The following is a 12614-nucleotide window of genomic DNA, read 5'->3' as shown; positions in this document are numbered from 1 at the left end:
TGTTATGATCTCCGGGCATCAAGGGCCGACAGCAGCCGCTCCCGGGCAAGTTCATAACAGGCATTGACATAATCACGGCCCGTCTTGTTCACAAGTTTGTAGCCAATAAGGGCCGCCGTCGCCTGCCCCACAACGGGAACGACTTTGAGAAAGGTCCGGGCCACGAGCTGCCGACCTGCATTCTTTAGGATAAGATTGATGCCTTCCCTGCTCATGCCGCCTAGGACAAGGCGTTTATCCTTATCAGACACTTTTTTGCTTGACGCAATGATTTCTTCCGTAATGCCAAAGGTCTCCCGAATGTTGTTATAAAGCTGATACAAGATCATAAAATCCACAGCCGCATCAACAGCGATGATAGGATTGAGTCCATTATACGCAGAATAAGTAGCACTGCGCTTGACAAAAGTCATGGCCGCCGCCTTTTTGGCCTCAAGCTGTTCCTTTGTCCGCGCTTCAGCTGTCAGGATATATTTTTCTCTCCGAGCTTCATTCATCTTGCTCATGATGACATCATTCAGGACATCGATGCCCACCGGCCGATCCCTACGGGCCGACACAAAAACCAGATCGATATCCCGCGTACCCAGCTGCGTTTCCACATCACGGCGGATAACGGCCTCACACTCTTCCAAGGTCCGGCCTTCCTCATAGATCAAGTCAATTTTGCTGCGAACAAAGATGCAGGGCTTTTTCAGGGCTTCCAACATGCAGAATAGCCGTGTGTCAGCAGCCCGCAGCTTATCAGAAAAGACGCAGAGAAAAAGGTCGTATTGAAAAGGCCGGAACCGTTCGAGAAAAGCTTCTTCCGGGAATCCATCCGTTCCATAGCCAGGAAGATCGATAAACGTCACATCCCCATTTTCCACAACCACAGCGTCGGTCGTCGGTTCCATCAGTTCACCCGTCTTTACAGCCTCCCGTCCGCAGACGGCATTGATCAGGCTTGATTTCCCGCTTCCAGGTTGGCCAAAAAGGACAATGCGCACATTCTCCTCATCAATTTCTTTTTCAATTTTCTTGATATCTTCACGTTCTGTGCTCATGGGTCCCCCACTCGATTTCTGTCTGGAGCCGTCTGCGGGCATACTCGTAACAGATCCTGACATATTCTTTTCCAACATAATACATACTGCCCGCATTCATCAATGAAGCGGCAGCGGCCCCGGCAAGGGGAATAAATTTGGCTGCCTTCTCTCCGGCCCGTTTGCGTAAGAGGAGGCTCAGGCCCTTGGTCACGCGCTCGCCTGTAACCCCACCGGCCACTTTTTTTACAAGATTTACTCGGTTTCCTTCGATAGGAAGATCCCATTTCCCTAAGCCAAAATCCGTCCGGATTCCCTGATACATTTCCTTGAGGATACGCGCGTCAATAACAGCATCCATACCGACAACAGGATTAAGGCCGTTGGCGGCCGCCATGGCTGTATACTTACGCACCCGACGGTCTGCCGCCCGACGCTTCAAAAGAAGGGTATGCTCCGTATACGCTTTTGCATGACGGGCATACCGGTCTTTCAAAGCCGGCTCCAAATGATCCATGATGGCTTCCTGAAGATTCGGGATGCCTCGTTTTTGGGCATTGCCCCAATCCTTTCGGCAGCTCGTAAAATAAAGCGGAGCACAAGGTCCTACCTGATGACGGACATCTTTTTGGATTTCCTCTTCAAGACTTTTTAAGGACCGAAAAGGAGCATAAAGCCCATCGATCTTATTGCGCACAAAAAGGCAGACCCTGCCCAGCCGCTGGAGACGGGAAAAAAATTCTGTATCAGCCTCCGTAAGCTTGCCCGAAAAAATGCAGAGAAAAAGGTCGTATTGGAGGGGATCAAAATGGCTGAAATAGCCTTTTTTGGGAAAACGCGCCGTATCATAGCCAGGCAGGTCCACGTAGACAACACTTCCCGATTCGATGACTTGGGCCTCCTTGGTCGTATCCGTCCCGGTTCCAACCTTGGCTTTTTTCTCCCCTATCAGTTCATTGATAAGGGAACTTTTGCCGGCACCGGGCTGCCCAAAAAGGCAAATCCGAACTTTTTGTTCCTTTTCTTTCTGCCAGGCTTCCAAAAAACGAAAAGCAAGTTCACCATAGACATCATGGGGAATCTTGGAGGCAGGGGCAGTTGGTTTGACCGCGTCCGTGCGAAAAGAGGCAGCCTTTTTCTTATGGAACGGACCTGTAAAACGGCTCGCAAGGTCCATCAAATATGCTTTTCTAAGCTGGGAAAGCTTCATCTTTCCACCGTCCTTTGCGTGCTATGGGCCCCAGGCCCAATGGGATGTTCCAAATTGGGATAGATTATCTTTTATTATAGCATAAGCAGGGCACTTCCTGCGGAAACTTCCCCCGATTCCCATCCTACTTTGAGACTCAAGGTTTAGGGACAAAAATTTGGACAGCCCCCGGTCTTGAAGGAAAAGAGGCAGCCTGACGCTGGGGCGTGCCGCTGTAGGGACGGGGCTGGCGCACCAAAAATGGCTGCTTTTCCTCGGGCCCCACAGCCGTAGGAAGGTGGGCGCTTTGGGGCGGGAGGAGGGGCCGTACCGTGCGAAAGACAGGGGTCCTCCTGCGCATGATGCCATAAATAGGACGATAAAATCCAGTTTCAGGCGCCAACAGTCCCTGCGGCTGATTGCGCAGCCGGATGGTCCAAAGGGGCGGGTCATCATAAAAAGAAGGACGCTCTACCGTAAGGGGCATGAGATCTTCCCTGTAAAGCGGCAGGGATCCGTATTTTGTAAGAATTTTCGCCGCACTTACGTTCCCGTTGCTGAAAAAAAGCAGGGAAATCGTCAAAAGGCTCCCTCCAAGCCACCTGATCCACAGTCTTTGTTTTTCCATGTTTCTCACCTCATTTTCTGTTGGGGCCATTCCCCAAAAAAAGAAAGAAGGAACCCTGATTCCCCAGAGTTCCCCTATGAGTTATATTTTATCAAAAGAACGGAGCGGAGGAAAGGGGCCTTTCCCTAAGCGTAAAATGTTTCTTGATAGGGTATACATAATACTTGCAAAATAAAGGAGAGCCCCCTATTGTTAAGATAGTGTTGACGGCACGAATATCAGGACAAGGGAAGATCTCCCATAGAATGGATTATATCAGATGTCATCAAAATAATAAAAAAGGAGGGTAAGAACAAAATTGGGATGAAGGAAGGTCCTTTGGGCCTTCCTTCTAAACACCATGATTGCCATTATTGTCCTTTTCCCAAATCGGTCATAAAAGACCTACTTATGATATAATAAGACTGTTTCTCATCCTTAAAAGAGCTCCGATTGGTTCACTGCTGGCTTTCGCCGCTCTTTATGGAAGGGCAGGAGCACGTCCCAAGACCAATGGTCAAGAACATATGGAGGAACAAATTTACAGCCTTGACGGGATTTTTCTGTCATCTGCCGATTCAGGATTTTCTGTTAGAGGGGCAGATGCTGCGAAGGGTTACCATCTTTATTTGGTTTTGCAGATCTGGTGCCTTACTCGTTCTCATGTGATATCACCGAGTTTGCTGTAATCATTATTTTACTGGAAATCTATTTATTTTGGAAAGTGAGGTGAATGGGGCATTTCTCCCCGACCTAAAAAGCCGGGGTATCCTGCCCCACATCGAAATGAAAAAAATCCTCTTTTTGACGACAGGCGGCACCATTTCCTGCGTTGCCACGGAAGATGGCCTGGAGCCTACCCTTTCCGGCAATGACATCCTTACATCCGTCCCTGAGCTGCGCACGCTTGGAGAAATTACCGTAAAAGACCTGACCAAGATCGATTCCAGCAATGTGGTCCCGCAAGACTGGAGCAGCTGGGCGACCCTTATTGGGGATAACTATACGGAATATGATGGCTTCGTCCTTACCCATGGAACGGATACCATGGCCTACACAGCCTCTGCGCTCTCCTACATGCTTGTAAATCTGGGAAAACCAGTCGTCCTCACCGGCTCACAAGTACCTTTGTCACTATCCAACTCCGATGCCCGCAGCAACTTGGAACTGGCCTTTACCATCGCGTCAAGCGGCCTTCCCGGCGTATTTGTCGCCTTTGGCAATAAAGTCATCAAAGGCGACTGCTGCAAAAAAATCTTTACCCGCAATTTCAATGCTTTTGAGAGCGTCAATGAAGCACCGGTTCTCTTTTTTGATAAAAACGGCATTAAAAAGAACCTCCCCGACCGACGGAATGTGGGAGGGTTCCGTGTTGAAAGCAAGATGGAAGAGAAAGTCATGGCACTTACGGTTACGCCTGGACTCAAACCTGACATCATCGACTATGCGGTCCAACGCGGCTACAAGGGCATCGTCCTTGAATGCTATGGCGCGGGCGGCGTCAATACAGGCCGGGATAACCTCCTGCCCGCCATCCGCCGAGCCATCAAGGCCGGAGTACGTATGGTCTGTGTCTCCCAGTGCCTTTTTGATGGAGTTGACCTGTCCCTTTATCCCATGGGGATCCTCGCCGCCCAAGCAGGGGTCGAATCAGGCGGTCCCATGACCTTGGAAGCAGCCGTCACCAAACTTATGTGGAGCCTTGCCAATCCGGCCCTAGAGAAAAACTGAAGGTAAGGTCTAGCAACCACAGGGGAAAGCCAGTCTTTCCCCTGTATTTTCTTTCCTATTTACGTTAACCTTATTTATTAAAATGGTATACATATTTTTTGATTGGGGCTATACTACTCCTATCCTATCGACCTAAGGAGGGTTCCCCATTGCAATCCACATATTCTCATGCTCCCCTTGCCAGCTCCTCTGGAGCACGCCTTCGGCACCGCGTCGAAAAAAGGCTCCGCACCCTGCACGCAGCCGGTCTTGCGCGGACCATCACAGACCTTGACATGATTGGTCCCGTTACGGCAAGAAGCCGCAGCGGCCAGATCTATACCGTCTTTTCAAGCAACAATTATCTCGGCTTGACCCACCATCCAAAAGTACTGCAGGCCGCGGCTGACGCCTTGATAAAAGGGGGAACGTCCTCCACGGGATCGCGCCTCATTTCAGGAGGAATCGCCCGAGGAAGTGACCTTGAAAAAAAACTTGCCCGCTTCAAAGGCTGTGAAGCAGCGCTTCTTTTCAATACCGGCTACCTGGCGAACTTAGGCGCCCTCTACACACTTCTCAAAAAAGGTGACCTTGTTTTCAGTGATGAGCTGAACCATGCCAGCATCATCGATGGCTGCCGGATCAGTGGCGCCGAGGTCATCGTCTATCGTCATAATGATATGACGGACCTGGAACAAAAGCTAGCTGCCTACGCCAGCAATCAAACAGCTGTCAAACTCATTGTTACAGACGGCGTTTTCAGTATGGATGGCGACCTTTGCAGGCTGCCGGAACTGGCAGCGCTCAAAAATCGATATGGAACGCTCCTGATGGTGGACGACGCCCACGCAGAAGGCGTCATTGGACCTGGTGGAAGAGGAACGGAAGCCTATTTTGGTCTTCAAGGCACCATCGATATCCAAACAGGGACTCTCAGTAAAAGCCTCGCCTCAGAAGGAGGCTATGTGGCTTCCTCCAAGGAAATCATTGCCTACCTTACTTGCCGCGCCAGGCCCTTTGTTTTTAGCACCTTCATCAGCCCCCATGATACAGCGGCGGCTTATGCCGCACTCCAAGTCCTTCAGGAAGAAGGGCCCATCCTCATGAAAACACTGCGCGAACACACAAGGTTCATGCGGGAGGGACTCCACACCTTGAAGCTCCCCGTTCTTCCAGGAATAACGCCCCTGATTCCCATTATAGTTGGGTCTGTAGAAAGAGCAGCCGCCATTGATGCCTTTCTCAAGGAAAGAGGCATCCTGCTATCTGCTATCCGACCGCCGTCTGTTCCCATGGGTACCGCCAGGCTACGTCTCACGCTTTCAGCAGCCCACACAAAGCCTCAGCTTCAGCAGGTTCTTTCCCTTCTCAAAGAAGCTTGGCAGCAAATTCCATAAACAAGGCTCCGCTAAAAAGGATCTTTTTTAGCGGAGCCCTATTCATAAGAAAAAAGCATATACAGGATATTTTCATTACTGCAGCCACGTGTCGCCGGCTTTGCCCCATCCCAGTAAGAAGAGAATGAGTTTTTTCATGATGAGGACCTTCTTTCTTCGTAATCCCCGTTCAGCAAGTTCCCCACCGTCTGATTCCGTCCTGCCTTCGATTTACGTTAAAGCAGCCAAAGTTTTTTCATATTGCGCATCCGACACTTCCTCAAGCCACTCATTGGATGTATTGACGCCTTCGGGATCCATGGCCAGATGGCTGAACCAGGCATCGGTCACGGCACCATGCCAGTGCTTGACCCCCGCTGGAATGTGAACGACCGATCCTGGCAGCATGAGGACGGGTTTCTTCCCCCAAGCTTGATAGATACCTTTTCCGCCGACACAGATGAGAAGCTGGCCCCCTCCTTTATCGGCGTGGTGGATATGCCAGTTATTCCGGCATTTAGGTTCAAAGGTCACATTGTAAATGGGAACCTGTTCCGTCGAAACAGGGGCCAGATAGCTTTGCCCCTTGAAATATTTGGCATAGGCGTCATTTGGCCCACCAATCGGAAACATGAGCTCTTGAGCAAACCGCTCCTTTTCAGTAAGGGCGGGAGCCGCATCTTTCCATACAGCCCCAGCAAGTCCAAAAGCAGCCCAGGCCTTGGGCCAGCCCGCATAAAAGCCAACCTGGGTCAAGATACCGGCGATTTCCGCTTTGCTGACACCATGATTCTTGGCATTTTGGAGATGGTAAGACAAGGATCCATCCGTTATCCCCATGGACACAAGGCTCGTCACCGTAATAATGCAGCGCGTTTTGACATCCACACTGGGGTCGTTCCACACCTTGCCAAAAAGAAAATCATCATTGGCCTCGGCAAAAAGCGGGGCAAAATCCCCTAATTGGGTCCGTCCAGCAGTCTGGACAATCTTTTTCTCCATATAGATTCAACTCCTTATTGATTACGCAGTCCTTTGCACAGATATCGCTGCCTTTGAGTATAAAGAGATTGAATACCCATTTCCAATACTTCTTTTTCATCCTTGCCCATGCTCCAAAAGCATAGGCAAGGAGATGGTGCTCATTACCCTTGAGGCATCAGGAAAAAAGCTTTTCCACAATGCCCTTTTGATGAACCTTGCTGTGGAGGATTTCCCCAGTCTGTGCGTTTAGAAGGAACTCATAACTCATATTTCCTTGATCCACTCTGGCTTCGTAGAATACAGGACGATGGGAACCCATCGGTCCTGCCATAGGCTGCATGCCTTGAGGAGGAAGTGCCTTGTTTTGTGCAGTCGGTGCAGCAAAATCAGCAGGATTGCCGCCCGTAGGAGCGGGGGCCTGATCAGATGCCTTATTGGGGCCTTCCTGAGGGGTCAATTGAGGCGTCCTTGGGTCCTCCCCTCCCCTTACACGGTCACGATTGTCATGATCTTTTTTGAAGAACTTGCGATCATGATCCCTTTTTTCTTTATCTTTATGCTCTTTGTGCTCCCGCAAATCAGGTTTTGCCTCTGCAAGGCGCAGTCCTTTCAGCGTAACGCTCCCTTCATCAGTACCGAGCAGGCTCGCAATCTTACCGAGCACTTCATCACTTGAAAGAAGGGGTTCATTTCGCTCCACTGCCAGTTTTTGGGCAAGTTCCACTTTGGCAGCAGCTTCCGCCTGCCGACGGTCAAAACGCATCTTTTTCAAGGTCACCTTTCCTGCTCCCGCAGCTACAGCAACAAGAACAACCACGGCTGCCCCTTTCTTAAGGTTGCGGGGTGAAAACCCTTTTTTGCAAAGGGCGGTCATTTTCTTTGACACACATTCCCATTTTTCAATTTTTTTCTCATCCATGATAAGATTCCTCCCTTTTTCCGGATAAGGTAACGGGATCTGCCCGTTTTATTGAATCCGTGTTGTTGAACCTTATCATAGAGGGAACGCATGAAGTCCCTATGAAAGAAACTTGAACATCTTATTACATGTCATAAAAATTTTAAAAACAAATGAAAAGGGCTGTGAAACGATGAAAAGCTCATACAGCTTCACAGCCCCTTAAGGCACAAGGCGTTATTTTCCACGAACGATTTGATTGGCAGCCGCTTTGGTCAGCGCGCTCTGGGAATGATAGGAATAGGTATAGATGCCATCTTCCCAAGTAAGGGTCCGGTAGGCATCTTTATCACCGCGGCCGCGGATTTTATAGGAACCATCGATCCAATGGGTATCAACGGCATACTTGGTGTAATCCCCACTGATATCACCAGCCGATCCCTTTTGTGTCCTGTACAGGGATCCATCTGCATAGTTGATCTGGGCAAGGCCATCCGAAAAGAGATACATGCCGGCAACCTTTTTATTTTTCAAAGAAGCCGGTACCTTAATCGTATGCCCCACCTTCTTTTCCATTTCGGTCAGGGAGCTGTATTCCACCATGGGATTGGGGGCTTGTGTTTGGCTTTTTTCAGCAGCGGCTTCTGTTAACAGACGTGCCGCATCCTGAAGCTGGGATTTTTGTACGGTAATGGAAATCGTTTTGCCTTCAATCTTTACCTCATTGAAAAAGACACCAAAAAGGGACACGGGAACGTATGTCACGCCCTCAACGACCTGGGGCGCATTCGTAAATTTATACGCGGCATCAAGGTTTATAACTTTAAGCTTGCCTTTTCTCTGATAGAGGGTTTCACCGGGACGAAATTCCATGGACGCAATACTCATATCCAGTTTGGAAGATGCCGTTTCTGGATTCCAGGAAACAGTATACCCCAATGCTTCTGCCACAAGACGCAGTGGAACCATGGTTTCCTTTTGACGCACAAGAACTGGCGTTGGCAATGAGGCGGCATCAAGGGTCTTGCCGTTTACAATGAGGACATGGTCTTTCTGGAAGACGCCAACCTCCTCCTTCGGACTGCTTTTTACTACAGCTGCCGGAGCCGCGTCTTTAGACGCGCTAGGGGAAGCGGCGGCGGCAAAGCTAAGGGAAGGAGCGGCAAGAAAGCCGCAAAGAACAAGGGCTGTCAGTCTTTGATTCATAGCAATTCCTTCTTTCTATCGTAACGATGTTCTCTTTTCATTGTACCACAAAGAATAGACAATGCAGGGATAAATCGCTTCCTTCGTCTGCCGCTCAGCGGTTTGTCCTAAGCATCTATCCTTTCAAGATCAGCCCTTATCAGAGGCAAACACATCCCGGATCATGACTTCCAGTTGACGGATATAAAGCGGTTGATCTGCCTCACGGTGCGTGACAAGATCAAGACGCAAGGTTTCTGTCAGCTCCTTGATGGCAAGAATACGCAGGGGATTTCCCGCTGTTTCCGCTCCGTGGAAACGGGCCATTTCGACAAGACTTTCCGCCAGGTACATCCCTACAAGCCCCGTCCCGCAAAGCCGGATCTGCGCATTGGAATCGCTGACCCTCACAAGCGTATCCTGAACGAGGTTCCGCTTTTTTTCATAACGCTCCACAACGGTGACAAGGGTACTTGCTTCCGCATTCTGTACGAGAGGGAGCGTATCATACTCCTTCATGTCGATGATGCCGGTCCGCAGTGTCTTGGGATAAGCGCCTGGACTTTTGGCGTGGGCTTTAAGGTAGGAATCCGTTGCAAGGAAAAAAACCTTCTCTTCCTTTAACGGGGTGAAGACAAGATCCCTGTCCACGGGACAGTTGACGCCTACCAGAAAGTCAATTTTCCCATCAAGAAGGCGACGAGCTTGGTTTTTCACATCATCAATGACCACCTTCAGCGTCACATGAGGAAATTTTCGATGGTATGCTTCATACAAACGCGGCAGAAAGAACTGGACACGCCCGGCATTCATGCCAAGGGTCACTTCCCCCTGCGTCCCTTCCCGAATGGCTTCGATATTTTCCCGGCAGGATCGCTCAATCAATTCAATGCGGCGCAGGGAGCGATAAAGAACCTTACCGGCAGGGGTCAGCGCCATGTAAGGGACTCGTTCAAAAAGGGGCGCCCCCATTCGTATTTCCAGTTTCTTGATATGGGCACTCAAGCACTGCTGAGTCACATAGGCCCGTTTAGCGGCACGGGTAAAGTTCAGTTCCTCCGCGGCAAGGAGAAACATTTCCGAGTCCGTATCCAATCACATCACCTCCAAGATGAGGTTATTATATCACAAATAAATAATTGTGATGCTCTATATATTTCCTTTTAATCTATTGTAGAATCTCCTCTTTCATGGTAGAGTATGACCATCAAAGGAACCGCGACTTCCTTTGATGCCATGTATGGAGATCACGAGAGTGGAAGGGCCTCCACGATTATCTTCTCTCTTGTGCACTGCATGAGTGAACCCCCTTTCAACATTTTCCTTTTCTAATGACAAAGAACCCCTGCGCAGCGGCGTGCGCAGGGGTTCTTTGTCATTACCGGCGAAAACGGTAACCGGCACCCCAAACCGTTTCAATATAGTACGGTTTGGATGAATCCTCCTCAATCTTTTCCCGGATTCGATTGATATGAACGGAGACAGTAGAGGTATCACCCAAGGAATCTTCGCCCCATACCCGCTCAAAGAGCGTATCCTTGCTGAATACGATGCCTGGATTCTTGGCAAGAAAAGCAAGCAGTTCAAATTCTTTGTTGGGAAGAAGGATTTCTTTATCCTGTAAAAAGACCTGATGTGAAGATAAGTCTATGACCAGGTTTCCGCAGCGAAGCACTTGGGGCCTACTAGACTCCCGATTGGTCAGCTGTTCATAACGGGAAATATGGCTTTTAACCCGGGCCACGAGTTCAGTTGGACTAAAGGGTTTGACAATATAGTCGTCGGCACCCAGTCCCAATCCCCTGATTTTATCGATATCTTCCTGTCTTGCGGAGACCATCAGGATAGGGATATCTTTTTCTGCTCGGATTTCGCGGCAAACCTGGAAACCATCTTCTCCGGGAAGCATAATATCCAAAAGAATCAAATCAACAGGAGAACTCAGGGCTGCTTTTTTTCCCGAAAGACCCGTAAATGCCATCTGGACTTCAAATCCATTGGCTTCCAAATAATCCCTCTCCAGTTCAGCAATCCCTTTATCATCCTCGATAATCAGTACCTTTTTCATGCTTCCTCCTTTGCTAATGGAAACTCCATGACAATCTTCAAGCCATGGGGCGTTTCATTTTCAGCCCAAATGATACCCTTCATTCCCTTCACTAGCTCCCGTACGACGGCAAGCCCAAGTCCACTACCCTTGGCCGGATTGGTCCTTGCTTTATCAGTACGGTAGAAACTTTCAAACAGATGGCTTAAATCACTGGGCGCAACCCCTGGCCCATCATCGCTAAAAGCCAGCTGAACCCACTGTTTCCTTGGAACCGACAAACTCATGACCACATGCCCCAAATCAGCCGTCTTATATTTGATGCTGTTGGAAAGAAGGTTCGTTACAATCCGGGAAAACTGAATCCGGTCAAGAAGGACTACGCATTCCTCCCGGGGAGCCTCCACCTTGAGTAAGAGTCCTTGGCTCTTGAAGTGTTCCGACTGTTCCTCAACATAGTCTTCCAAATATGCCTTAAGAGGAACCTTCTCCATATGGTATTCCATCTGCCCCAGGTCCAGCTTGGAAAAAAGGAACAAGCTTTGGACCAAGTTTCCCATATGCCTTGCCGTATCAATGATCATCCGAAAATAATGGTCTTTTTTCTCCGGTGTATCTGCAATCCCGTCTCGCAGGCCGCAGGCATACCCTTCGATCTTGGTCAGAGGGGTTGAAAGGTCATGGGAAATTCCTGCAATCATTTCCTTGCGGTTCCGTTCATATCGATCCCGGGTTTCCCGTGCCATCTTAAGCTGGCGGCGCGTCAGTTCAAAGGCCATCATCGTCATCCCAATTTCGTCTTCGCTATCTACAGGAACCGGCGTATCAAGATCCCCTTGGGCAATATGACTGGCCGTCACCTGCAGGACCTGCAGCGGTTCAATGATCTGTCTGCCAAGATACCGGGACAGCTTCCAGCCAATGATGAGGATCAGCAAGGTAACCAAGCCGCAGACCACATAAAAGCTCTTTTTTAGTAGAGCCTTGGAACTGATATCGATCAGTTCCCCGTCCACGACCAAAGGCCCTTCTCCAATTACGGCAAGACGGACCCCACTCTCATCAGAAAAATAATGGAACGCAAGGCCCTTTTCCCCCCAGGAGATGGAACCTCTTCCGCTGGGAGCTTCCGAAAGTGCTTGGGAAAGGGTTTCCATGCCCTGTGTATCTTCTGTTTGATAGATGATGGCACCCTGCTTTCCAACGATGACCACCCGACATCCCAACGCCTCCAGATGATGGGCAGAGTCCACGAGGTCCTTGCTCTTTTTCTTAAACTGATCGGCTCGGACACGGAACCGGGTCAATTCAAATTGGGTTGAAAGTGTCGGCCCACTTTCCGGCCAAAGAAAGGAGAGGATTGTTGACCGATTCAAATTACCAAACTGAAGGCTCAAGAAGACAAGGGCACTTAACAGGGCCATAAAGATCACGGGGATGATGATCATGAAAAAATTAGAAAACAGCAGCCGCTTTTTTATGGAAAAATCTCGTATATGTATCATGCGTCCTCCTACACAAACACGCTGGAATCCACTTTTTTATTATACTACAAAAAGAAGGGATTCCTGCTAAGAGGAATCCCCTTTATCG

At 49.4% G+C, this 12614-nt stretch carries 11 protein-coding genes; 2 read left to right on the top strand and 9 right to left on the bottom strand.

What is annotated here, in order from left to right:
- Positions 1 to 2: 2 nt before the first annotated feature.
- The 3 genes from H503_RS0104230 to H503_RS0104220 all read right to left on the bottom strand — a co-directional run bounded on the left by H503_RS0104230 (position 3) and on the right by H503_RS0104220 (position 2842).
- Positions 3 to 1046 (bottom strand): GTPase, encoded by a 1044-nt coding sequence (locus tag H503_RS0104230; protein ID WP_009015027.1) that lies wholly within the window; start codon positions 1044 to 1046, stop codon positions 3 to 5.
- Positions 1030 to 2235 (bottom strand): GTPase, encoded by a 1206-nt coding sequence (locus tag H503_RS0104225; protein ID WP_009015026.1) that lies wholly within the window; start codon positions 2233 to 2235, stop codon positions 1030 to 1032. Before H503_RS0104225 ends, H503_RS0104230 begins: the two co-directional genes overlap by 17 nt.
- 136 nt (positions 2236 to 2371) lie before the next feature.
- Positions 2372 to 2842, bottom strand: a complete 471-nt coding sequence (locus tag H503_RS0104220; RefSeq protein WP_016459871.1) for a hypothetical protein — start codon at positions 2840 to 2842, stop codon at positions 2372 to 2374.
- A gap of 696 nt (positions 2843 to 3538) precedes the next feature.
- On the opposite strand from H503_RS0104220, the gene H503_RS0104205 reads away from it, so the two are divergent.
- On the top strand, positions 3539 to 4552 hold the full coding sequence (locus tag H503_RS0104205; RefSeq protein WP_009015024.1) for an asparaginase: 1014 nt from the start codon (positions 3539 to 3541) through the stop codon (positions 4550 to 4552).
- Between the two features lie 149 nt (positions 4553 to 4701).
- On the top strand, positions 4702 to 5928 hold the full coding sequence (locus H503_RS0104200; protein WP_009015023.1) for an aminotransferase class I/II-fold pyridoxal phosphate-dependent enzyme: 1227 nt from the start codon (positions 4702 to 4704) through the stop codon (positions 5926 to 5928).
- 210 nt (positions 5929 to 6138) lie between these two features.
- On the opposite strand, the gene H503_RS12710 is transcribed toward H503_RS0104200, so the two are convergent.
- The 6 genes from H503_RS12710 to H503_RS0104170 form a co-directional block, all read right to left on the bottom strand.
- A complete protein-coding gene (locus tag H503_RS12710) occupies positions 6139 to 6909 on the bottom strand; it encodes a carboxymuconolactone decarboxylase family protein (protein ID WP_009015022.1) in 771 nt (256 codons plus the stop codon).
- Between the two features lie 157 nt (positions 6910 to 7066).
- A complete protein-coding gene (locus tag H503_RS0104190) occupies positions 7067 to 7810 on the bottom strand; it encodes a DUF3824 domain-containing protein (RefSeq protein WP_009015021.1) in 744 nt (247 codons plus the stop codon).
- A 216-nt stretch (positions 7811 to 8026) separates the two neighbouring features.
- The gene (locus tag H503_RS0104185) at positions 8027 to 8995 is read right to left on the bottom strand and encodes a stalk domain-containing protein (RefSeq protein ID WP_009015020.1); all 969 of its coding nucleotides are present in this window, start codon (positions 8993 to 8995) and stop codon (positions 8027 to 8029) included.
- Positions 8996 to 9124: 129 nt separating this feature from the next.
- The gene (locus tag H503_RS0104180) at positions 9125 to 10069 is read right to left on the bottom strand and encodes a LysR family transcriptional regulator (protein ID WP_014129182.1); all 945 of its coding nucleotides are present in this window, start codon (positions 10067 to 10069) and stop codon (positions 9125 to 9127) included.
- A gap of 283 nt (positions 10070 to 10352) precedes the next feature.
- Positions 10353 to 11042 carry a response regulator transcription factor gene (locus H503_RS0104175; protein ID WP_009015018.1) on the bottom strand — a complete coding sequence of 230 codons (690 nt, stop codon included), beginning with the start codon at positions 11040 to 11042 and terminating at the stop codon, positions 10353 to 10355.
- On the bottom strand, positions 11039 to 12526 hold the full coding sequence (locus H503_RS0104170) for a sensor histidine kinase (protein WP_014129184.1): 1488 nt from the start codon (positions 12524 to 12526) through the stop codon (positions 11039 to 11041). Before H503_RS0104170 ends, H503_RS0104175 begins: the two co-directional genes overlap by 4 nt.
- Between the last annotated feature and the right edge of the window lie 88 nt (positions 12527 to 12614).

This window comes from Acidaminococcus intestini DSM 21505 (assembly GCF_000425045.1).
GTDB classification, from domain to species: Bacteria; Bacillota; Negativicutes; order Acidaminococcales; family Acidaminococcaceae; genus Acidaminococcus; species Acidaminococcus intestini.
The sequence above is the reverse complement of the archived record's forward strand: the minus strand, read 5'-3'. Positions and strand labels throughout refer to the sequence as shown.

Coding starts and splice junctions, on each gene's coding strand:
- H503_RS0104175 (WP_009015018.1), bottom strand. CDS start 11,042: ATGAAAAAGGTACTGATTATCGAGGATGATAAAGGGATTGCTGAACTG.
- H503_RS12710 (WP_009015022.1), bottom strand. CDS start 6,909: ATGGAGAAAAAGATTGTCCAGACTGCTGGACGGACCCAATTAGGGGAT.
- H503_RS0104225 (WP_009015026.1), bottom strand. CDS start 2,235: ATGAAGCTTTCCCAGCTTAGAAAAGCATATTTGATGGACCTTGCGAGC.
- H503_RS0104190 (WP_009015021.1), bottom strand. CDS start 7,810: ATGGATGAGAAAAAAATTGAAAAATGGGAATGTGTGTCAAAGAAAATG.
- H503_RS0104170 (WP_014129184.1), bottom strand. CDS start 12,526: ATGATACATATACGAGATTTTTCCATAAAAAAGCGGCTGCTGTTTTCT.
- H503_RS0104185 (WP_009015020.1), bottom strand. CDS start 8,995: ATGAATCAAAGACTGACAGCCCTTGTTCTTTGCGGCTTTCTTGCCGCT.
- H503_RS0104230 (WP_009015027.1), bottom strand. CDS start 1,046: ATGAGCACAGAACGTGAAGATATCAAGAAAATTGAAAAAGAAATTGAT.
- H503_RS0104220 (WP_016459871.1), bottom strand. CDS start 2,842: ATGGAAAAACAAAGACTGTGGATCAGGTGGCTTGGAGGGAGCCTTTTG.